A 21,626-nucleotide genomic window follows, 5' to 3' on the forward strand; every position below is an offset into this window, starting at 1 on the left:
GGTCTCCGGCAAGATGGACCGCCAGCCCGTAATAACCGGCCCGTGGCTGTTCGGGGCCGGCGATCAGGCCCCCGCCGGCACCCGGCACTTCAGCTCGTCCAGGTCCACGACGTGGTCGGCCAGGGCCGCGACGGCGGCATCGTGGGTAACGACCAATACCGCGCAGTCGCGCAGTGCCCCGCGCAGGTCCGCCATCAATTCGACGGCTTCGTCGGCGCCCAGGTGGGCGGTCGGCTCGTCGAGCAGGAGCACCTTGGACCGCGCGACCAGGGCGCGGGCCACGGCCAGGCGTTGGCGCTGCCCGCCGGAGAGATGGTGCCCGCCCGAGCCGATGCGTTCATCCAACCCGCCGGGCAGGGTCTTGAGCCACGGTGCCAGGCCGAGCTGTTCGAGCACCTTTTGCAGTTCACCGTCGGTGGGCTGGTCATCGAGTTCGCGACCCAACCCCAGGTTGGAACGGACCGAGGAGTCAAAGAGGTGGGCCTCCTGCGGGCACCAGGTCACCGCGGCCAAATCGGCCGCAGTTGCATCGACCCATCTGTCCTGGCCGTGCGTGACTTGCAGGCTGCCGGCCAACGGTGCCAGGGCACCGAGGAAGGTGGCGAGCATCGTGGATTTCCCTGAACCCGAGGGACCGGTCAGGCCCACCCAGCTTCCGGATAAGACCTCCACGTTTGCGTGTTCGAAGACCGGCACACCCGGTTCCCAACCGGCACTGGCATCGCGCAGGCGGATGCCCATCCGGGCAGCCGGGACCACGGCAGGCGCTGCCTCGGGCGGTGCCTCGACATCAAAGTCGGAGGACGTGGGCTGCTCCCCCGCGAGGTTGCCCGACACGCGCCGAAGCACGTCGTTCAGCTGCGGCAGCTGCTGCACCGAGGTGGCGGTGTTCGCGATGGGCTCGCCCAGGGCCAACAGCAGCAGGCCGGCAACCGCCGCTGCCTCTCCGCCGCTTCCCACCAGCCCCACGGCCAGCACGGATGCCAGCGAGGAGAGCAGCACCGCACCGCCCTGGGCCAGTCCGGCACCGCGCGCCGCGGCACGCAGCGACCCCGTGGCCCTGGCGTCTGCGGCGGAAAACTCCGCCAGGGCGCGTTCGGCGGCCGCGTTGGCACGAAGGTCGCCGGCCGCGCGCAGCAGCGTGGGCACCCTGGCTCCCAGCCACATGCGATGCTTGCTGGTTTCCACGGTGCTGTGCTTTTCCACCGCAAGGACCGCCAGCGGCAGCAGCAGGAAGGCGGCAACGCCCAGCCCGAGCGCCAGCGGCAGGGCGGCGGGTGCCCAGAAGCCGATCCCTACGGTGACGGCTATCCAGGTGGCGATCCCTGCCACCGGCGGCACCAAGACCCGGGGCACGGCGTCGCGCACCTCGTCGACCTCGGCCACCAGGTGTCCCAGGGCCGCGCCCGAGCGGGTGAGCCGGCCCCAGCTGTGCGGTTGGGCGACCAGCGCGTCCCAGAGGCGTTGGCGCAGGGTCGAGGCGAAGCCCATGACCGCGTCGTGCACGCGCAGTTGTTCGGCGTAGCGCAGCACCGCCCGTCCGATGCCGAAGGCACGCACGCCCACGATGGCGACCATCAGGTGCAGCATCGGGGGTTGGTGGCTCGCTGTGACAATCAGCCAGCCGGAGATCCCGGTCAACCCGGCGCCGAAGATCGCCGCGGCCGCGGCCAGCGCCAGTCCCGGAACCATCCCGTTGCGGAACCACGGCATGGAGCCCAGCAGCCGCCAGTGCGCGCCACGCGGGCCCGGGCCCGGGGCCCGCTGTTCCCGGGGTGCGGCCGGGGACGCGGAAAGCGTGGGCGACGGCCGGTTTTCGGCGGCCGGTTGCCCGACGGCGTGAGGATCCCGCAGCATGGCGGCCAGGGCACGGTCGTGGGTGGCCACCAGCAGCGCGCACTGCCCGCGCAGCCCACGCAGGGCGCGCCGGATGCGGGAGGCGGATTCCTCGTCAAGGTGCGCGGTCGGCTCGTCGGCCAGCACCAGGTTGATCCGCGGATCGGCCGCGACCTTGGCGAGCACCCGGGCCACGGCGAGGCGGCGCAGCTCGCCGGGGCTGCAGTCGACCAGGTTCCGTTCCGCCAGGTGCCCGATGTTCGCGTCCTCCAGCACGGCCCGCAGCATCTGCCCGGACAGCCGTTCCCCGGCGTGCAGCCGGATTTCCTGCGCCACGGTGGGCTCGGTGAACCGCGGGTGCTGGGAGATGAAGGCGGTGCGGTCCAGGTCCACGCGGATCTCCCCGCCGGTTTCGGCGCCCGGCCCAAGCTGCCCGAGGATCGCCTGCAGCAGCGTGGTTTTTCCGCTGCCGCTGGCGGCGTCCAGCACGTGGACCGCTCCGGCCTGCAGGTCCAGGTCCAGCCCGGAAAGCACCGGGGCGGTGCGCCGGGCGTGCCGGATCGAAAGGCCGTGGATCGACAGCGCGTGGGAGGCGTTGGCGGGCGCCCGGTGCCCGGCGTCGCGTTCCCCGGCCGTCGGGTCACCGATGAACGCCTCGCTGCGTTCCAGGGCCTCGACCCCGTCCTCCGAGGAATGGAAGGCCGCCCCCAGGGCGCGCAGCGGCAGGTAGCATTCGGGGGCCAGGATCAAGGCCACCAGCCCGGCCTCCAGGTCCATGTGCCCGTAGACCAGGCGCACGCCGATGAAGACGGCAACCACCGCCACCGAGATGGTGGCGATGAGTTCCAGCGCGAGCCCGGAGAGGAACGCTGTGCGCAGCGTCTTCATGCTGGAGGCGCGGTAGTCCTCGGAGACCTTGGCCAGGGCGCGGCCCTTGCCCTCCGCCCGGCGCAGGCCGATGAGGGCGGGCAGCCCCTGGGCCAGTTCCAGCAGCTGGTTCGAGAGCCGGTCCAGTCCGGCGGCCGCGGCCTTGACCCGGTCCTGGGTGTGCAGCCCGATCAGGACCATGAACACCGGCACCAGCGGGACGGTCAGCACCACGACCAGTGCGGAGACCCAGTCCGCGACCAGGATCCGCACCCCGACCACGACCGGGATGACCATGGCCGCGACCAGCGCGGGCAGGTACTTGGTGTAGTAGTTGTCCAGGCCGTCGAGTCCGCGGCTGGCCAGTGCGGCCAGCGCGCCGTGCCCGGGGTCGGTGCCGGCCACGCGCCCGCGAAGGCCCGCGGCCAGGAGCCGGGAACGCAGGCGCTCCTTGGCCCCGAGCCCTGCCCGGTGGGCGGCGAATTCTGTGGCCCACACCGCCGCGGCCCGCAGGACCGTCCCGCCCAGGCCGAGCACCAGCAGCCGCTGGCCATCCAGGCCGGTTCCGGCCGCCAGTTGGCTGATGCCCGTGGCCAGGGCGTCGGCGACCAGGACCAGGCCCACGGCCTTGACGGCGGCGAGGCCGGCCAGCAGGGCCAGGGCCTTCCGGGAGCCGGTCCCGGCGGGAAGAACGGGTTTCACGGTGGGTCTCTTCTCCTGGAACCGGTTAGACGATCGAGGTCACGGTGTGTGCCTCGGGGATGTGCGCCTCGGTGACGCGCTTGCGGAACACCCAGTAGGTCCATCCCTGGTAGGCCAGGACCAGCGGCAGCCCGAACGCCGCCACGATGCTCATGAGCTTGAGCGTGTAGGGGGTCGAGGATGCGTTGGACACCGTCAGGTTGAAGGCCGCGTCAAGGGTGGAGGGCAGGACGTTGGGGTACGCCGCGGTGAAGATCGCCGCAACCCCGGCCAGCAGGAAGACGCCCAGGCCGATGAAGACCAGGCCCTCGCGGTTCTTGCGGGCCTGGAGCCAGGCGAACGCCAGCGCACACACGGCCAACCCCAGCGGCGCCAGGGCGACCACGCTGTGGTTCAGCAGCACCACGGCAACGGCCCAGGCGGCCAGCGGCGCCAGGGCGGCGGGCAACCAGCGGGCCACGAGCCGGGCAGCCCGGACCCGGATGTCGCCGTCGGTCTTCAGGCCCAGGAAGGCCAGCGCGTGGATGAGGCAGAATGCCACGACCGCGAAGCCGCCCAGCACGGCGTACATGTTGAACCAGGCGAAGGGTCCGCCCACGCGGTCGCCGTTGGCGTTCAGCGGCAACCCGGTGGTACTCAGGGCGAGCATCGCCCCGACGCCGAAGGCCGCGACGAAGGATCCCAGGAAGATGGCCCAGTCCCAGGCGTTTCGCACCGCGGCGGTGTGGGCCTTGCCGCGGTATTCGAATGCCACGGCCCGGAAGATCAGGGCCACGAGCACCAGCGTCAGCGGAAGGTAGAGGGTCGAGAAGAGCGAGGCGTACCAGTACGGGAACGCGGCGAAGGTCGCTGCCCCGGCGGTGACCAGCCACACCTCGTTGCCGTCCCAGACCGGGCCGACGGTGTTCAGCAGCACGCGGCGCTGCTTTTCGTTCTTGGCGAAGGTCTTCATGAGCATGCCGACGCCCAGGTCGAAGCCCTCGAGGAAGAGGTAGCCGCCCCAGAGCACGGCTATCAGGATGAACCACAAGGTGGGAAGGAATTCCACGAAAAGTGTCCTAACTCGTTGGTCGGCTGGTCAGTAGGCGAAGGACAGCACGTCGCTGTCCTTGTCGCCGTCCTCGGGGTGGTCATGGAGTTCGGGCATGGCCGAGCCGATGCCGCCGCGGACGTAGCGGGTGAGCAGGACGACCTCGACGACCAGCAGGAACGCGTAGATCGAGGTCAGGGCGATCAGCGAGAAGAGCATCTCCCCCGCGCTCACCCCCGGGGAGACCGCGGCGGCGGTGTACATGAACACCTGGTCGATGCCTTCGAAGCTGGGGTTGGGTGCCACGACGAAGGGCTGGCGGCCCATTTCGGTGAAGATCCATCCGGCGGCGTTTCCGCCGAAGGGCGCCAGGATTCCGAGGACGGCGAGGCGGGAGATCCATTTGCTGTGCGGCACGGTTCCCTTGCGGGTCAGCCAGAGGGCCACCGCGGCGGCAACCGCCGCGAGTCCGCCCAGGGTGATCATCAGGCGGAAGCCCCAGTAGGTGACCTCCATGACCGGCAGGTAGTTGATTTCGGATCCGGCGCGATCCCCGTACATGGGGTCGTTCGGGAGGTGGGTGCCGTACTTTTCCTGGTATTCGGGCAGCAGGGTGTTGACGCCCTTGACCTCGGTGGTGAAGTTATCGTGTGCGAGGAAGGAGAGCAGCCCCGGAATTTCGAAGACTCCGACGACGTCGTCGCAGGTGGTTGCGCCGCCGCCGCGAAGGTCGCCGACGGACAGGAGCGAGAATCCGGTGCCGTCGTGGCAGGCCGCCTCGGCCGCGGCCATCTTCATCGGCTGTTGCTGGATCATGAGTTGGGCCTGGGCATGGCCGGAAAGGGAAACCCCCAGGAAGGAAACCATGGCCACGACGGCGCCGATGCGCAGGGACTTGATCCAGACCTGGTAATCGACCTTGTCGCGGTTCTTTCCCAGGGTGCCCGACTCCCCCACGATGACCTTGCCGGCGGCGTCCACGGTGTCGATGCCCGCCTGGCGGCGCTTGTAGAGGTGGTACCAGGAGATTCCCAAGAGGAATCCTCCGGCAACGGCAAATGCACCGAAGATGGTGTGCGGGAAGGTGACCAGGGCGGTGTTGTTGGTGAAGACCGCCCAGGCATCGACCATGATGGCGCGACCGTTGACGATTTCGGTGCCGACGGGGTGCTGCATCCAGGAGTTCGCCACGAGGATGAAGTAGGCCGAGAGGATGCTGGCCAGCGTGGCAATCCAGATGGTGGCCAGGTGGATGCGCTTGGGCAGGCGGTCCCAGCCGAAGATCCACAGCCCGAGGAGGACGGATTCGAGGAAGAACGCCAGCAGCGCTTCCATGGCCAGGGGTGCGCCGAAGACGTCGCCGACGAAGCGGCTGTATTCGCTCCAGGCCATGCCGAACTGGAATTCCTGGACGATGCCGGTGGCCACTCCCATGATGAAGTTGATGAGGAAGAGCTTCCCCCAGAACTTCGTCATGCGGAGGTATTCGTCCTTGCCGGTGCGGTGCCACGCGGTTTGCATGATTGCCACCACGAGGCCCAGACCGATGGTCAATGGAACCATCAGGAAGTGATAAACGGTGGTGATACCAAATTGCCATCTGGCAATTTCCAGTGCATCCATGCCAAACCCTTCAATGCATTGATTCGCGGCGTCGTGTCCGCCCCGCGGTCCGAGTTCTACGAACCGTAGAACTCGTTTCTACCCACTGTAGAACATTTGGCCCCGACACGGTAAACTGGACTCAACGGGATTCGCCCACGGCGATGACCGTCGGCCCTTGCGTTAGCTGCATGGGCCTGGATTACTTTGTAAGGAAATAAGATTGGCCACTCTTGGCGACCTTGAACGCGCAGTAATGGAACTCCTTTGGGATGCCGAATCCCCGCTCACGGCCAATGAACTCCGCGACCAGTTGGCAGCGCCCGGCGACGTCGAGGGCAAGGAACTTGCCGTGACCACCGTCCTGACGGTGCTGGCCCGACTGGAGAAGAAGGGCCTGGTGGCGCGTGAACGCGACATCCGCCCGCACCGCTACACGTCGGTGACCAGCCGCGAGGATCACACCGTGTCCCTCATGAACGAAGCCCTGGGTACCGTGCTGGATCGCGAAGCCGTGCTGGCTCGCTTCATCGGCGGGATTTCCGCCGAGGAAGCACAGTCCTTGCGCCTGCTCCTCGATACACCACGTAACGCCTAGCGACGATCGGCACGGTCACCGAACGTGCTGTTGACGTCCTATCTCCTGGCGGGGCTGGCCATTCTTCTGGCCTGGCCGATACCCGTCGCGCTTTCGCGCGCCCAGTGGACGGCCCGCTCCCCCTTTGCCGCCATGGTCGTATGGCAGGCCATCGCGCTGGCCGGCGGACTTTCAATGATTGGCGCGATGCTTTTTTGGGGCCTTGACCCGCTGGGCAATTCGCTGCTCGGTGCCCTGGAGGGCGGAGCAAGGCTCGTGCTCGGTGACCCGGACGCCCAATCCCCGGGAACCATCCATGTCTTTGCGTTGAGCACCGCGGCACTGCTGGGATTCCACCTGGTCCTCACGTTGATCAGGGCCGCCTGGCGCATCACCCGCCAGCGGGCACGACACCGCCACATCCTTTCGCTGCTGAGCGAGGAATCCGCCGCCAATCCCGGGACCCTGGTGCTGGACCACGAAATCCCCGTCGCGTATTGCCTGCCGAGCTTCACCGGTTCGGTCACGGTACTCTCGCGGGGCCTGGTCCAGCGGTTGAACGAGGATGAGCTGCGAGCCGTCCTGGCCCACGAAAAATCACATCTGGAGCAACGCCACGACCTGTTGCTGCTGGCCTTTACCTCCTGGAACGACGCCCTGCCCTGGCTTCCCACCGCGAAGCACTCGCTGGCCGCGGTCCAGGAGCTGGTGGAGATGCTCGCCGACGACGCCGCCCTTCGCGTGGTGACCGCACCCGTCTTGCTGCGCGCCCTGCTGACCGTCGCCACCGGCGCCCTGGGCGAACCGTCCGAACGAGGCGCCGCAGCCCTTCCCGCGGCCGGTACCGGCGGCGCACCGACCGAGGAGCTTTCGTCGCACCGCCTCAGGCGGCTGCTAACTCCCCAGCCACCGTTGTCCGCCATGGTCCGCGCGCTGATCCTCACGGCCGCGGTGCTGCTCCTGGCCTTGCCCACCACCATGCTGGTGGCACCAGGGCTCTTCAGCTGATCCTGCCGACGGTGTCCGCCCGCTCAACGGCGCCCGTCTCCCCACAACGCAATGGCCGGTCGGCGCCCCCGGGAATCCCAGATCCCAGGGGGCACCGACCGGCCATGTCGGTTTCCTGCTACGCGTCGATCCGATCGCGCTCGAGGCGCTCGGCCCCGGAAATGATGAACTCCTTGCGCGGTGCCACATCCGAACCCATCAGCAGGTCAAAGACCCGCTCGGCCGACTCGGCGTGCTCCAGTCCCACCCGGCGCAGGGTGCGGTGGCGCGGATCCATGGTGGTTTCGGCCAACTGGTCCGCATCCATCTCACCCAGGCCCTTGTAACGCTGGATCGGTTCCTTGTAGCGCTTGCCGGCCTTTTCCAGTGCGGCCAGCACCTCGTGCAGCTCGTTCTCCGAGTATGTGTAGACCATTTCGTTCTCCTTGGCCCCGTGGTTGATGACCTCCACCCGGTGCAGCGGCGGCACCGCGGCGTAGACCCGCCCGGCTTCCACCATGGGACGCATGTAGCGGAAGAACAGCGTCAGCAGCAGGGTGCGGATGTGCGCGCCGTCGACGTCGGCATCCGTCATCAGCACGACCTTGCCGTAGCGTGCCGCGGAGAGGTCGAAGCTGCGACCCGAGCCGGCCCCGACCACTTGGATCAGGGCGGCGCATTCGGCATTTGAGAGCATGTCCGCAACGGAGGCCTTTTGCACGTTGAGGATCTTGCCGCGGATCGGCAGCAGGGCCTGGAAATCCGAGGACCGCGCCAGGCGGGCAGTGCCCAGGGCGCTGTCACCCTCGACGATGAACAGTTCGGTCTTCTCGGTGTCGGTGCTGCGGCAGTCGGCGAGCTTGGTGGGAAGCGAGGACGTTTCCAGCGCATTCTTGCGGCGCTGGGTCTCCTTGTGGACGCGCGCGGAAATGCGCGACTTCATCTCGCTGACGACCTTCTCCAGCAGCATTGCGGCCTGGGTCTTGTCGCCCTTGGCCGTGGAGTTCAGCTTGTCCGTGAGGCTCTTTTCGACCACCTTGGCAACAATCAGCCGCACGGCCGAGGTGCCGAGGATCTCCTTGGTCTGGCCCTCGAACTGCGGTTCGGCCAGGCGCACTGTCAGGACAGCGGTCAACCCGGCGCCGACATCGTCCTTTTCGATCTTGTCGTTCCCCGCCTTGAGCTTGCGGGCGTTGGCCTCGATGACCTTGCGGAAGGTCTTGAGCAGTGCCTGCTCGAAACCGGTCTGGTGTGTTCCGCCCTTGGGGGTGGAAATGATGTTGACGAAGGAACGCAGGTTGGTCTCGTACCCAATCCCCCAGCGCAGGGCGATGTCCACCTCGCAGGTGCGTTCGACCTCGGTGATCCGGCTGTGTCCGGATTCGTCGATCACCGGCACCGATTCCTTGAAGGTCCCCGACCCGTGGAAACGCCAGATGTCGGTGACCGCCGCGTCGTTGGCCAGGTATTCCACGAACTCGGAAATCCCGCCATCGTGGTGGAAGACCTCCTCGTAGGGGCCGTCCTCGCCCAGGGTGCCGGCCAGTCCGCGCTCGTCGCGCAAGGTGATCCTCAGGCCCGGCACCAGGAACGATGTCTGGCGGGCGCGGGCCTGCAACTCGGTGTAGGAGAACTTGGCATCAGGCGTGAAGATCTGGCGGTCGGCCCAGTAGCGCACGCGCGTGCCGGTGACCCCGCGCTTGGCCTTGCCCACCACGTCAAGCACCGAGGCCGTGGAGAAGGGCTCGAAGTTGGAATCGGGCTTGGGCTTGCCCGAGTCCGCGAAGCGGCCGGGCTCGCCGCGGCGGAACTGCATTCCGTAGGTCTTGCCGCCACGGTCCACCTCGACATCGAGTCGGGACGACAGCGCATTGACGACGGAGGCACCCACGCCGTGCAGGCCGCCGGAGGCGGTGTACGAGCCGCCGCCGAACTTGCCGCCGGCGTGGAGTTTGGTGAAGACGACTTCGACTCCGGAGAGCCCGGTCTTGGGCTCGATGTCCACCGGGATGCCGCGGCCGTCGTCGTGGATCTCCACTGAGCCATCCGGGTGCAGGAGGACCTTGATGGACTGGCCGTGACCCGCAAGCGCCTCATCGACGGAGTTGTCGATGATCTCCCAAAGGCAGTGCATCAGTCCACGCGAATCGGTGGACCCGATGTACATGCCCGGACGTTTGCGTACCGCCTCGAGCCCCTCCAGGACGGATAGGTGTCGGGCGTTGTAGTCAGTGCTTTTGGCCACGGTTGTTGAACTCCTCAAAAACGTCGGTACGACGCTAACCACAATAGTCTCTGGCCCCGCCATTTCGCTGATGCCTGCCGCCAGTGAGCGGCAGCTCACCCCCGAATGGGCTACGCGGTCAGCGAAAGAGCCATTTTTCCAGACGAAAAATGCCTTTTTGCTGGTTGTATTGAGTACACATCGAATGAAGGAGGTCATCATGACAACGACCGCAGTAACCCGAGAGCTGAATGCCCTTGATCGTTGCGACCGGTGCGGTGCACAGGCTTTTGTGCGTGCGGTATTGGAGACCTCCGGTGGTGAGCTATTCTTCTGCGGACACCACGCTCGCGCGGTAGAAGAAAAGCTGCGCCCCTTGACCAACGAATGGCAAGACGAAACAGCGCGTCTCTACGAGAAGCCTGTTTACGACGACGAGGACTAATACGGTCGCCAGCCTCTTGCTGAGCTGACGTATCCGCGGGACCCCGGCATCATGCCGGGGTCCCGCTGTCGTTGGGCGCAACGCAGGTTTGGGCTTCGGCGACTCGCGGCCTTAACGCAAGATGCCGGTGTCGCCCCCGACTTGCTGGGGAAAACACCGGCACCTGGATCGGGCCCTTGGGCCGACCTCCTAGTCCAGGTAGTCGCGCAGGACCTGGGAACGGGAGGGGTGACGAAGCTTGGACATCGTCTTGGACTCGATCTGGCGGATGCGTTCGCGGGTCACGCCGTAGACCTTGCCGATTTCGTCCAGCGTCTTCGGCTGGCCGTCGGTCAGGCCGAAGCGCATGGCCACGACACCGGCTTCGCGCTCGGAGAGCGTGTCAAGCACCGAGTGCAGCTGCTCCTGCAGCAACGTGAAGGAAACTGCGTCGGCGGGGACAACGGCCTCGGAATCCTCGATGAGGTCACCGAACTCGGAGTCGCCGTCTTCACCCAGCGGGGTGTGCAGGGAAATCGGCTCGCGACCGTACTTCTGGACCTCGACGACCTTTTCGGGGGTCATGTCCAGTTCCTTGGCGAGCTCCTCCGGGGTGGGCTCGCGGCCCAGGTCCTGAAGCATCTGGCGCTGCACGCGGGCCAGCTTGTTGATGACCTCGACCATGTGCACCGGGATACGGATGGTGCGTGCCTGGTCGGCCATCGCGCGGGTGATTGCCTGGCGGATCCACCAGGTGGCATAGGTGGAGAACTTGAAGCCCTTGGTGTAGTCGAACTTCTCCACCGCACGGATCAGGCCCAGGTTGCCTTCCTGGATCAAGTCCAGGAAGAGCATCCCGCGACCGGTGTAGCGCTTGGCCAGCGACACCACGAGGCGGAGGTTGGCTTCGAGCAGGTGGTTCTTGGCGATCTTGCCGTCGTGGACGATCTGCTCGTAGTCCCAGCGCAGGCGCTTGTCCATCTTGCCGGTATCGGCGGTGAGCTTCTCGTGGGCGAAGAGTCCGGCCTCGATGCGCAGGGCCAGGTCGACTTCCTGCTCGGCGTTCAGCAGGGCAACCTTGCCGATCTGCTTCAGGTAGTCCTTGACCGGGTCGGCCGTGGCGCCAGCGACCATGACCTGCTGCTGCGGGGCATCGTCTTCGTCTGCGGTGAGGACAAAGCCCTTGGAGTTCTCGTCTGCGGCAGGGGCCTTGGGGGTCTCGTCGGCATCGTCGGCGTCTGTTTCGACCTCGTCGGACTCGACGTCCTCGTCGGCCTTGGCACGGGACTTTGCAGGAGCCCGCTTCACAGCAGGCTTCTTCGCGGTGGCGGCCTTTGCGGCAGCCGGCACGGCAGCTGCCTTATCCGTAGTTGCATCCTGCGGATCGGCGGCAGCATCCGCTGCCTGGCCATTGGTGGTCGTCTCAGAAGACACGAAATACCTTTCTCACGGTTCGTCCGCGATGCCACCTACCGGTAACACCACTATGACCCTGTCAAGTCCGCGTCCCGCCGGATAAAGGCGAGTCGGGAGCCAGGGTCCAATAAATGGAACGCCTTTTTCCCGCCATTTGTTCCCATCGAACGAATTCGACGGTGCTGGCTTGATAGCCATGGAACACGAACCCAACCGGGTCTGTTGGTTAACAGTGTCTCACGTTTCAACGTCTCAGGAATTCATTTGGTGCCTGCGCCGGTGCTTTGTCTTCCATCCGGTTCCCGCCGTCCCGCTCACGCGCTGAGCCGGCCTTCCAGCCTCAGCCGCCAGGCTCGTGCCGGGTCGGCGACCCACGACGGCATTTCGCCGGATTCCACCAATTTGGCCATGAGTTGCGCAAGCCGGTAATCCGGATCGTTTTTCAGCGCCGACCCAAAAAGCTTCAGCGCGGAGCTCCCCTTGCCCTTGGCCCAGTTCACCCAACCCAGCAGGCACAGGAGTGCGGAGGTCTCCTCCCCCTCCGCAACGCCCAACAGGTCGCGGCAGAAGAACCACAGGCGCTCAAGTCTCTCCCAATCGGGCGTGCATTGCGCCGTGCCCAGCAGGAAGTCGGAGAAGTCCTGCGATGCGCGTCCGAATTCGGTGGCGCGTAAAACCTCTTTCATGGCCTCGAACGCCCGCAGCGTGCCGCGGCCTGCCAAATAGGGAAGGATGTCGCGAATCATGCGGTCGTTGAGCGAGAGCAGGAGCGAAGCGCTCAGCACGTCGTCGGAACGCAGCCGGCGTTCGGCGACGGCCGGATCCGCGTCCAGCAGACCGGCCCAGTCCTTGACCAGCGACTCCCGCGGGGTCGTTCCGGACAGTTCCTGCGCCAGGATTTTCCGGTTCATCCTGACCGCGGCCTTGTTGCTCCATTCGGCAACGCCGCTGCCGTCCCAGACGTGGTCTTCGGGCGCCGATCCGGCGACAACCATCCTCAGGTGGGTCTCTGTCAGTGCGAGGTCTGGCAGGTCGAACCCCTCGGCCGGACAGCAGTTGTCGCTGAGGCAGAAGTAGCTGTGCCAGCGGCTGGCACCGACGTACCAGGCGTCCCGCACCTGGATTCCCGAGCGCACCAGCTCGGGGGCCAGCCGCTCGACGAGTTCGTGCTTCGGCAGCGAGTCGTGGCCGTCCCCGGGCGTCTGCCCGGTGTAGACGGCGGCGAAGACGGCGGTTGCCTCCGGCACCTTGTGCACCAGCTGAACCAATTGGTCGGCCCATTGGGCGGCCTCCGCGCCGCCGCTGTCCGTTCGCGGCAGGTCGACCCGCAGCGTTGCCGCCAGGCCCGTCCCCTGCATGATCAGCAGGACCACGGCGTTGCGGGGGTAGAACCCCAATGCGTGGGGAATGTATGCCAGCACCTCTTCGGGGCTGGCCAGGGAAAAGTTCGATGCTGAAGGTGTAGTAGTCATGCACCCCATGCTGCGCCCCGCCCATGGGACCCGGGAGTCGACCCGGGACGCATGTGGATACCGGAGCCCGGAACCCCACCCGGCATCACGCAGCGTGTGCGGACCAGTGGTGTTCCGCTGCCGGCCTTCGCGCCGTGGAGGTGGTGCTACTCGATTTCGGTGCGTTTGGAAAGGCCACGCGCGGCGCGCGGCGGGTATTCGCCCCGCAACGCCATGTCGCGGCGTGCCTTGTTGCGGGTGACGACCATGCCGAACACGCCGCCGAGGATCACAACGAACTGGAAGGACAAGGCCCACCTAAATGCGTCGAGGGAATACAGCTCGGCACCGGGGCCGGCCGCCTTCTGTTGGAGGTCAAGCAACCAGCCCACCACGTACACGGTGACCAGGGCGGCCAGGAACCCGCCGACATTCACGATGCCGGTGGCGGTGCCGATGACGTGTGACGGGTTGAAGGTGCGGGCGAAATCGAACGCGATCATGGATGCCGGACCGCCCAGTGCGACGCACACGATCAGGACCACCAGCAGCCACATCGGCGCCTTCCCGGGCCAGAGAAGCACGGCGGCCCAGCTCAGCGCGATCGCCCCGATCACGTTGAAGGCGATCGCCGAGCGCCGCTGCGGATGGCGCGCCACGGCCGAACCGAGGACCGGTCCGGCGGTGAGGGCGACGATTACGAAGATGGAGAGCAGCCCCGAGGCGGTGGCCGGGCTGACGGCCTGGCCGGAAACCAGGAATGGATACCCCCAGGTCAACAGGAAGACGTTGGTGGTGAACTGCGTGGTGAAGTGCGTCCAGAAACCCAGCCGGGTCCCCGGCTGGCGCCAGGCGTTGGAGAGCAGCGCCCGGGCCCGGGCCGGGGCCTGCGGCGTTTCGCTGCTGCGCGGGCCGTTGCTGATCAGCACCAGGGCGAGGACAAATCCCAGCACCGACAGCGCCGCCAGGGACAGGAAGGCCGGGGTCCAGCTCCACAGGTGCAGCAGGGCCACGAACGGGATCAGCGAGAGCAGCTGCCCCAGTTGCCCGACCATGCCGGTGGCCTGGGTGAGCATCGGGATGCGGTAGCCGGAGAACCAGATCGGCAGCAGCCGGATGACCGAGACAAACGTCATTGCATCGCCCGCACCGACGAAGAACCGCCCGACCAGGCCGGCGCCGACCGAATCGGCCATGGCCAGCAGCAGCTGGCCGACCATCATCAGAGCCGCGCCGCCGGTGATCATGGCCCGGGGTCCCCACCGGTCCACCAGGATGCCCACGGGAATCTGCAACCCGGCGTAGACCACCAACTGCACCACGGAGAATGTCGCAAGGATCGATGCGGAGGCATCGAACCTGTCGGTGGCCTCCAGGCCCGCCACGCCGAAACTCGTGCGCTGCGTCACCGCGATGAGGTAGGCCGTGATGCTGACGATCCACACCACCCACGATCGGACGGTATCGAGGTGCTCGGCCTTGGTCACTAGGAGTCCTTGGCGGCCGTGCCACCTTGCTCGGGGAAGCCGGAGAGGAACGCCTCAACGGCGAGGGCAAGTTCGTCGCCGTCGGGGACCTCCGCGTCGGGGGTCACCAGCAGCGAGCGGCGCTCGGTCTCCGGGACGTGCTTGTCGAAGCGTTCCTCGAAGTTTTCCACCATCCGGGCGACGTCCGGGGTGGCGGCGACCTGTTCGGCGATCTGCGGTTCGAGGTTGCGCCCCGCCTCGCGCAGGCGGTCGGTGGGCAGGCCCAGTTCCATGGCGGCGCCGACGTATTCCAGCACGCCCACGGCAACCTGCGGGTATTCGGCCTCGGATAGGTAGTGGGGCACGTGGATGGAATAGCCCACCGCATCCCTGCCCGCTTCAATCAGGCGGACCTCGATGAGGCTGGCCAGGCTCGCGGGAAGCTCCGCCGTCGGGGTCCAGGTGGAGATCCCGTCGATCAGGTCCTTGCGGTTGCCGTGTGCGGTGACACCCAGCGGGCGGGTGTGGGGAACCGGCATGGGCACGGCGTCAAACGAGACCGCCAAGCGCACGTTGAATGCCTCGACCAGGGCGAGGACCGCGGCGGTGACTCGTTCCCAGGCCAGGTCCGGTTCGGTCCCGGTGAGAAAGAGGAAGTCGCGTTCCAGCCCGTCGGTGAGCCGGTAAAGCTCCAGGCGCGGGGCCTGGTAGGCGGCGAAGTGGTCGCCGAGGAAGGAAATCTGGGGGCGCCGTTCGCGGTAGTTGACCAATTGGTCGGTGTCGAACGAGGCGATGAGCTGCGGATCCAGCGCGTCCAGCAGTTCGGTGCGGACTTGGGCCAGCGCATGGCCGGCGTCGGCGTGGCCGCGAAGGCCGATGAGCAGGTCAAGCCCCTGCAGCTCGAGTGCATCCAGGTCGAGGTCTTCGAACCTGATCAGTGAGTTGGGGTCAAGCATTGCCGCTGCTCCTTTCGGGTTGCGTCGCTGGGTTTCGCCGGCCACACCTGCGCCCTGGATCCGACTCAAGGTGGCCATCGGTCCCCCGGGCGCGGCCGGATCGATGCAACGCCAACTGCGGGAAACCATGGAACGGGTGCGGGCCGGAGGAGCCCGGTCGGGAATCGTTCGGTCGCGTACTACTGGGGGTCAACCCCGGTGGCAGGCGTTTTCTTCCCGTGGCCCGCAACCAATTCTAGGCCGCTTGCCCGGCGAATGCGCTGTGGCATCGGTCTCAGCGATACGATCGGTAAAGGCCAATCGGCTTTTGCGTCCCGGGACCCCGGGACGCGGCCGCCGTCCCGGCTCCTTCGATGCATGCTCATCTGACCTGCATGCACAGAATCCAATGAAGAGGAATCGTTCCGTGATCAACTCCATCGATCTCAAGCTGACCGCCGTTTCGACAGACATCAAGCGCATAGGCGCGGACGCCCTGGTCCTCGGTGTCGCCAAGGGCACCGATGGTCCCGTCCTGGTGGCCTCGCCCTTCAGCGCCAAGGTCACCGAGTCCCTCCAGGGTTCCCTGTCCGCCCTGAACGTCACCGGCGCCGCCGACGAACTCGTCCGCATGCCGGCCGCCGCCGAAACCAAGGCCCAGGTCCTGGTGTTCGCCGGCCTGGGGTCCTTCGAGGAATCCACGCTGACCGCGGAGGCGCTGCGCCGCACCGCCGGCTCGGCCGCACGCCAGCTTGCCGGTCTTTCAACCGTGCTTTTCGCCTTGCCGGCGGCCACCCTCGAGCAGGCGGCCGCGGTGGCCGAAGGGGTCGCGCTGGGTGCCTACCACTTCAACAGCCACCGCTCCACCCCGGCGACCAAGCTGCCGTTGACCGAGGCGATCATCGCCACGGCCGCATCCGCCGACAAGGACCTGCCGGCCGCGCTGAAGCGTGCGGCAATCCTGGGACGGGCCGTGCGGGCCGCCCGCGACCTGGTCAATGTCGCACCCAACGTGCTTTACCCCGCTTCCTTCGCGCAGGAGGTCAAGGACTCCACCAAGGGCCTGCCGCTGAAGGTCACGATCCTCGATGAGAAGAAGCTGGAGAAGGACGGCTACGGCGGCCTGATGGGAGTCGGCGGCGGTTCCGATCGCAAGCCGCGCATGGTCAAGGTCCAGTACGCACCGGCCAAGGCCGCCAAGCACCTGGCCCTGGTGGGCAAGGGCATCACCTTTGACACCGGCGGCATCTCCATCAAGCCGGCCGCCGGCATGCACGCCATGAAGTGCGACATGGCCGGGGCCGCCACCATCTTCCAGGCGATCGTTGCGATCGCCGAACTGGGCCTGCCGATCACCGTCACCGGCTGGCTCTGCCTCGCCGAAAACATGCCCGGCGGCGCCTCCACCCGCCCGGGCGACGTCATCACCATGTTCGGCGGCAAGACCGTCGAGGTGCTCAACACCGACGCCGAGGGACGCCTGGTGATGGCCGACGGCCTGGTCGCCGCCAGCGCGGAAAAGCCCGACGCGCTGATCGATGTGGCCACGCTGACCGGCGCGCAGATGGTGGCACTGGGCCTGCGCACCGTCGGCGTCATGGGCGACGAGACGCTGCGCAACGCCGTGGTCGACGCCGCCGGCAAGGCCGGCGAGGCCGCCTGGGCCATGCCGATGCCCGAGGAACTGCGCCCCACGATCGATTCGCAGGTCGCCGACCTGGCCAACATCGGTGAGCGCATGGGCGGGATGATGACCGCCGCGGTGTTCCTCAACGAGTTCGTCGGCGAGGCCGACGGCGCCAAGATCCCGTGGGCGCACATGGACATTGCGGGCCCCGCCTTTAACGAGCAGGCCGCGTACGGCTACACCCACAAGAACGGCACCGGATCCTCGGTGCGCACCCTGGTGGCGCTGGCCGAGGACATGGCCTCCGCCAAGTAGCCCTCCGGCGCACATCCTTGCCCCCACGATTTTCTACTCCCCGTAGTAGAAATGCGCGAATGCACGGCGGCCGCGGCCCTTTGGCGACACCGAAGGACCGCCGCCGCTGTGCGACCGGTCACAGCGGGGCGCAATCTGCCTCACCGTATGTGGCCGAGCGCGTTTCGGGGGGCTAAGGTAAACCTGATAGATCACTAGCATGACCGTGTTTGCGCGCCCGTTGAACCGGACGCGCAGGTACACCCAAACAGACCCCCGGCCGACCACGACGTCGGCCACAACTCATAACGAGGGAGCGTTCACGTGGCCGAATCGGCAGCAACGCAAGAATTCGACATCCTCATTCTCGGTGGCGGTTCCGCCGGCTACTCGGCAGCATTGCGCGCCGTCCAGCTGGGGTTCACCGTTGGCTTGATTGAAAAGGCCAAGCTCGGTGGCACCTGCCTGCACACCGGTTGCATCCCCACCAAGGCGTACCTGCACTCCGCCGAATTGGCCGAGAACGCTCGCGAAGGCGCGAAGTACGGCATCAACACCACCCTCGACTCCATCGACCTGGGTGCAGTGCGCAGCTACAAGGACGGCATTGTCGCCGGCAAGCACAAGGGCCTGTCGGGCCTGCTGAAGATGAAGAAGGTGACCGTTATCGAAGGTAACGGCCGCCTGGTTTCCCAGGACACCATCGACGTCGACGGCGTGGCGTACAAGGGCAAGAACATCATCCTCGCCACCGGTTCCACCTCCAAGACCATGGGCATCGAAATCGGCGGCCGCGTGCTGACCAGCACCGAGGCACTGAACATGGACACCCTGCCCAAGAGCGCCATCGTGCTCGGCGGCGGCGTCATCGGCGTCGAGTTCGCCTCGGTCTGGAAGTCCTTCGGCGTCGACGTGACCATCGTCGAGGGCCTGCCCTCGCTGGTCCCGAACGAGGATCCCTCGATCATCAAGAACCTGGAGCGCGCCTTCAAGAAGCGCGGCATCAAGTTCAACACCGGCGTCTTCTTCGAAAAGGTCGAGCAGGACGCCAACGGCGTCAAGGTCTCCCTGGCCGACGGCAAGACCCTCGAAGCAGAGATCGTCCTGGTCGCCGTGGGCCGCGGCCCGGTCACCGAGGGCCTGGGCTACGAGGGCCAGGGCATCCCGATGGACCGCGGCTTCGTGCTCATCAACGAGCGCTGCCACACCGGCGTGGGCAACATCTACGCCATCGGCGACATCGTCCCGGGCGTGCAGCTTGCACACCGCGGCTACCAGCACGGCATCTTCGTCGCCGAGGAGATCGCCGGCCTGAACCCGGTGGTCGTCGAGGACATCAACATCCCGAAGGTCACCTTCTGCGAGCCGGAAATCGCTTCGGTCGGCTACTCCGAGCCTGCCGCGAAGAAGAAGTTCGGCGACGATGCGATCGAGGTCACCGAGTACAACCTGGCCGGCAACGGCAAGTCCTCCATCCTGGGCACCAGCGGCCTGATCAAGATGGTGCGCGTGAAGAACGGCCCCATCGTGGGCGTCCACGGCATCGGCGGCCGCATCGGCGAGCAGATCGGCGAGGCACAGCTCATCGTGAACTGGGAAGCCTACCCGGAGGATGTTGCACAGCTCATCCACGCCCACCCGACGCAGAACGAATCGCTCGGCGAGGCCGCCATGGCCCTGGCCGGCAAGCCGCTGCACGGTTAGTCACATTTGCTTCACCGGGCATGCGTTCCCCCGCGGAACGCATGCCCGGTGCACTAAGCTCGGAGGCACTGACCTCCCACGGGATGTGCGGGAAACCGCGGATCTCTCGCACACAAATATTTAGTTTTAGGAGAACGGGAACAAGATGTCTGAAACCGTGAACTTGCCCGCACTGGGTGAAAGCGTCACCGAAGGCACCGTTACGCGCTGGCTCAAGCAGGTCGGCGACCGCGTCGAGGTCGACGAGCCGTTGCTGGAAGTCTCGACCGACAAGGTTGACACCGAAATCCCTTCGCCGGTCGCCGGCGTCATCGAGGAAATCCTCGTGGCCGAGGACGAGACCGCCGAAGTTGGAGCCGCACTGGTTCGCATCGGCGACGGCTCGGGCGCCGGCTCGGCACCTGCCGAAGCCGCTCCGGCCGCTGAGGCCCCGGCCGCCCCCGCAGAGGCCCCGGCCGCAGCTGCACCGGAAGCTCCGGCCCCCGCCGCAGCACCGGCCGCACCCGCCGCACCGGCTGCCGCCGCATCGGGCACCGAGATCACCCTCCCGGCACTGGGCGAGTCCGTCACCGAAGGCACCGTCACCCGCTGGCTCAAGGCCGTCGGCGAAGAGGTCGCCGTTGACGAGCCGCTGCTCGAGGTTTCCACCGACAAGGTCGACACCGAGGTTCCTTCCCCGGTCGCCGGCACCCTGTTGGAGATCCGCGTTCCGGAAGACGAGACCGTTGAGGTCGGCGCCGTCCTGGCCATCGTTGGCGCCGCGGGTGCAGCAGCACCGGCAGCACCTGTCGAGGCCGCACCGGCACCCGCAGCCGAGCCGACCCCGGCTCCGGCCGCTCCGGTCGCCGCACCGGCTCCCGCAGCGGCACCGGCCGCCGCTCCGGCAGCCCCCGCCGCGGCTCCCGCCCCGGCAGCTACCCCTGCAGCCGCACCGGCACCTGCCGCCGCACCCGCAGCTCCGGCCGCCGGCAACGACGGTTACGTGACCCCGCTGGTTCGCCGCCTGGCCAACCAGAACAACGTCGACCTGTCGACCGTCACCGGAACCGGTGTCGGCGGACGCATCCGCAAGCAGGACGTCATCGATGCGGCTGCGGCCGCAACGACCGCCCCGGCTGCCGCTACCCCGGCTCCCGCCGCGGCACCTGCAGCGAAGGCAGCGGCACCCGTCGTGGCCTCCTCGCTGCGCGGCACCGTCGCCAAGGCCCCGCGCATCCGCCAGGTCATTGCCCGCCGCATGCGCGAGTCGCTGGAAATCTCCACCCAGCTGACCCAGGTCCACGAGGTCGACATGACCCGCGTCGCCAAGCTGCGCAATGCCGCCAAGAACGAGTTCGCTGCCGTCAACGGCTCCAAGCTCACCTTCCTGCCGTTCATCGCCAAGGCGGTGGCCGAGGCGCTGAAGCAGCACCCGAAGCTGAACGCCGAGTACGACGAGTCCAAGCAGGAGATCACCTACCACAACGCCGAGCACCTGGCGATTGCGGTTGACACCGACAAGGGCCTGCTGGTTCCCGTCATCTCCAACGCCGGTGACCTGAACCTTGCCGGCCTCGCCGGCAAGATCGCCGACGTGGCAAAGCGCACCCGCGACAACAAGATCGGTCCGGACGAGCTGTCCGGCGGAACGTTCTCGATCACGAACATCGGTTCGGTCGGCGCGCTCTTCGACACCCCGATCATCAACCAGCCGCAGGTTGCCATCCTCGGCACCGGCTCCATCGTGAAGCGTGCGGTTGTCGTGACCGGCGCCGACGGCGACGACACCATCGCCATCCGCCACATGATGTACCTGTCGCTGACCTACGACCACCGTTTGGTCGACGGCGCCGATGCAGGCCGCTTCCTGCAGACGCTGAAGGCACGCCTTGAAGAAGGCGCCTTCGAAGCCGACCTGGGCCTCTAACCCCAGGTAGCCGTTGAAGGGGACGGTCGCTGCGTTTACGCGGCGGCCGTCCCCTTTGCTATGTTCTCGGCCACCTTTGGCAGGCCAAATTCTTTATGGTGTGCAGTTTCCATTAGGCTGGCTGGCATGACCTTTTTGCATGCATTCCTCGTTTTCCTGCACGTTTTGGGTGCAGCGGCGCTCGTGGGCGGCTGGCTCGCCACGTTCAAGACCCCGACCGTGAACATCTGGCAGTGGTATGGTGCCATCGCCCAGCTGGTTTCCGGCCTGTTGCTGGTGGGACTGGCCGAAATGGGTGACGGACAGGTAAACCACGCCAAGATCGCCGTCAAGCTCCTGCTGGCCATCGGCGTCTTCGTCGCAGCCCTGCTGGGCCGCCGCAAGATCAAGAACGGCCTCGAGGTTCCGACCGGCCTGGCCCACGGCACCGGAGGCACGGCGCTGATTGCCATTGCCGTTGCCACCCTCTGGGTCTAAGCACCCGCACGGAGCATGACCCGGCACTGCGCCGGAGGACAGTGGCGGTGTGCCCTCGGGATTCCCGGTGGCACACCGCTTCGCCGTTTAACCAGGTCCTT

Annotated in this window: 15 protein-coding genes; 7 read left to right on the forward strand and 8 right to left on the reverse strand. The window is 66.9% G+C overall.

Annotated elements, in window-relative coordinates; genetic code table 11:
• Positions 1-63: 63 nt before the first annotated feature.
• From cydC to ACIPVK_RS01615, 3 genes are read right to left on the reverse strand one after another with little or no spacing between them, the layout of a single operon-like run.
• Entirely contained in the window at positions 64-3,405 is a 3,342-nt protein-coding gene (gene cydC / locus ACIPVK_RS01605) for a thiol reductant ABC exporter subunit CydC (protein ID WP_407610230.1), read from the reverse strand.
• A 25-nt stretch (positions 3,406-3,430) separates the two neighbouring features.
• Positions 3,431-4,453: a cytochrome d ubiquinol oxidase subunit II gene (gene cydB, locus ACIPVK_RS01610; RefSeq protein ID WP_407610231.1), complete on the reverse strand. Its 1,023-nt coding sequence runs from the start codon at positions 4,451-4,453 to the stop codon at positions 3,431-3,433.
• 30 nt (positions 4,454-4,483) lie between these two features.
• Entirely contained in the window at positions 4,484-6,058 is a 1,575-nt protein-coding gene (locus ACIPVK_RS01615) for a cytochrome ubiquinol oxidase subunit I (RefSeq protein ID WP_407610232.1), read from the reverse strand.
• A gap of 202 nt (positions 6,059-6,260) precedes the next feature.
• Between ACIPVK_RS01615 and ACIPVK_RS01620 the strand changes: the two genes are divergently transcribed.
• Together ACIPVK_RS01620 and ACIPVK_RS01625 are read left to right on the forward strand one after the other, a co-directional pair.
• Complete coding sequence (locus ACIPVK_RS01620; protein WP_217389836.1) at positions 6,261-6,635, forward strand: BlaI/MecI/CopY family transcriptional regulator; 375 nt, start codon at positions 6,261-6,263, stop codon at positions 6,633-6,635.
• A gap of 24 nt (positions 6,636-6,659) precedes the next feature.
• Positions 6,660-7,622: a M56 family metallopeptidase gene (locus tag ACIPVK_RS01625; protein WP_407610233.1), complete on the forward strand. Its 963-nt coding sequence runs from the start codon at positions 6,660-6,662 to the stop codon at positions 7,620-7,622.
• 118 nt (positions 7,623-7,740) lie between these two features.
• Here ACIPVK_RS01625 and ACIPVK_RS01630 read toward each other — a convergent pair whose 3' ends face one another.
• Positions 7,741-9,846 carry a type IIA DNA topoisomerase subunit B gene (locus ACIPVK_RS01630; protein WP_407610234.1) on the reverse strand — a complete coding sequence of 702 codons (2,106 nt, stop codon included), beginning with the start codon at positions 9,844-9,846 and terminating at the stop codon, positions 7,741-7,743.
• 199 nt (positions 9,847-10,045) lie between these two features.
• Between ACIPVK_RS01630 and ACIPVK_RS01635 the strand changes: the two genes are divergently transcribed.
• Entirely contained in the window at positions 10,046-10,270 is a 225-nt protein-coding gene (locus tag ACIPVK_RS01635; RefSeq protein WP_217389839.1) for a hypothetical protein, read from the forward strand.
• 189 nt (positions 10,271-10,459) lie between these two features.
• Here the strand turns inward: ACIPVK_RS01635 and ACIPVK_RS01640 are convergent, their stop codons facing one another.
• The 4 genes from ACIPVK_RS01640 to ACIPVK_RS01655 all read right to left on the reverse strand — a co-directional run bounded on the left by ACIPVK_RS01640 (position 10,460) and on the right by ACIPVK_RS01655 (position 15,538).
• Entirely contained in the window at positions 10,460-11,683 is a 1,224-nt protein-coding gene (locus tag ACIPVK_RS01640) for an RNA polymerase sigma factor (RefSeq protein ID WP_407610235.1), read from the reverse strand.
• 296 nt (positions 11,684-11,979) lie between these two features.
• The gene (locus ACIPVK_RS01645; protein WP_407610236.1) at positions 11,980-13,137 is read right to left on the reverse strand and encodes a DUF4192 domain-containing protein; all 1,158 of its coding nucleotides are present in this window, start codon (positions 13,135-13,137) and stop codon (positions 11,980-11,982) included.
• A gap of 146 nt (positions 13,138-13,283) precedes the next feature.
• Positions 13,284-14,603 (reverse strand): nitrate/nitrite transporter, encoded by a 1,320-nt coding sequence (locus tag ACIPVK_RS01650; RefSeq protein WP_407610237.1) that lies wholly within the window; start codon positions 14,601-14,603, stop codon positions 13,284-13,286.
• Positions 14,603-15,538, reverse strand: coding sequence for a proteasome assembly chaperone family protein (locus ACIPVK_RS01655; RefSeq protein WP_407610238.1), 936 nt, complete (start codon positions 15,536-15,538; stop codon positions 14,603-14,605). The genes ACIPVK_RS01650 and ACIPVK_RS01655 overlap by 1 nt, the downstream gene beginning before the upstream one ends.
• Positions 15,539-15,944: 406 nt before the next feature.
• On the opposite strand from ACIPVK_RS01655, the gene ACIPVK_RS01660 reads away from it, so the two are divergent.
• The 4 genes from ACIPVK_RS01660 to ACIPVK_RS01675 all read left to right on the forward strand — a co-directional run bounded on the left by ACIPVK_RS01660 (position 15,945) and on the right by ACIPVK_RS01675 (position 21,525).
• Positions 15,945-17,459: a leucyl aminopeptidase gene (locus tag ACIPVK_RS01660; protein ID WP_407610239.1), complete on the forward strand. Its 1,515-nt coding sequence runs from the start codon at positions 15,945-15,947 to the stop codon at positions 17,457-17,459.
• 303 nt (positions 17,460-17,762) lie between these two features.
• The gene (lpdA, locus tag ACIPVK_RS01665) at positions 17,763-19,142 is read left to right on the forward strand and encodes a dihydrolipoyl dehydrogenase (RefSeq protein WP_407610240.1); all 1,380 of its coding nucleotides are present in this window, start codon (positions 17,763-17,765) and stop codon (positions 19,140-19,142) included.
• 145 nt (positions 19,143-19,287) lie between these two features.
• Positions 19,288-21,048 (forward strand): 2-oxoglutarate dehydrogenase, E2 component, dihydrolipoamide succinyltransferase, encoded by a 1,761-nt coding sequence (gene sucB, locus ACIPVK_RS01670; protein ID WP_407610241.1) that lies wholly within the window; start codon positions 19,288-19,290, stop codon positions 21,046-21,048.
• A gap of 126 nt (positions 21,049-21,174) precedes the next feature.
• Positions 21,175-21,525: a hypothetical protein gene (locus tag ACIPVK_RS01675; RefSeq protein ID WP_407610242.1), complete on the forward strand. Its 351-nt coding sequence runs from the start codon at positions 21,175-21,177 to the stop codon at positions 21,523-21,525.
• Positions 21,526-21,626 lie beyond the last annotated feature (101 nt).

The organism is Paeniglutamicibacter sp. MACA_103, assembly GCF_045798555.1.
Classification (GTDB): domain Bacteria; phylum Actinomycetota; class Actinomycetes; order Actinomycetales; family Micrococcaceae; genus Paeniglutamicibacter.

Bases quoted from the DNA above. Each gene is read 5' to 3' on its own strand.
- sucB (WP_407610241.1), top strand. From the start codon at position 19,288: ATGTCTGAAACCGTGAACTTGCCCGCACTGGGTGAAAGCGTCACCGAA.
- ACIPVK_RS01635 (WP_217389839.1), top strand. From the start codon at position 10,046: ATGACAACGACCGCAGTAACCCGAGAGCTGAATGCCCTTGATCGTTGC.
- ACIPVK_RS01645 (WP_407610236.1), bottom strand. From the start codon at position 13,137: ATGACTACTACACCTTCAGCATCGAACTTTTCCCTGGCCAGCCCCGAA.
- ACIPVK_RS01675 (WP_407610242.1), top strand. From the start codon at position 21,175: ATGACCTTTTTGCATGCATTCCTCGTTTTCCTGCACGTTTTGGGTGCA.
- ACIPVK_RS01655 (WP_407610238.1), bottom strand. From the start codon at position 15,538: ATGCTTGACCCCAACTCACTGATCAGGTTCGAAGACCTCGACCTGGAT.
- ACIPVK_RS01615 (WP_407610232.1), bottom strand. From the start codon at position 6,058: ATGGATGCACTGGAAATTGCCAGATGGCAATTTGGTATCACCACCGTT.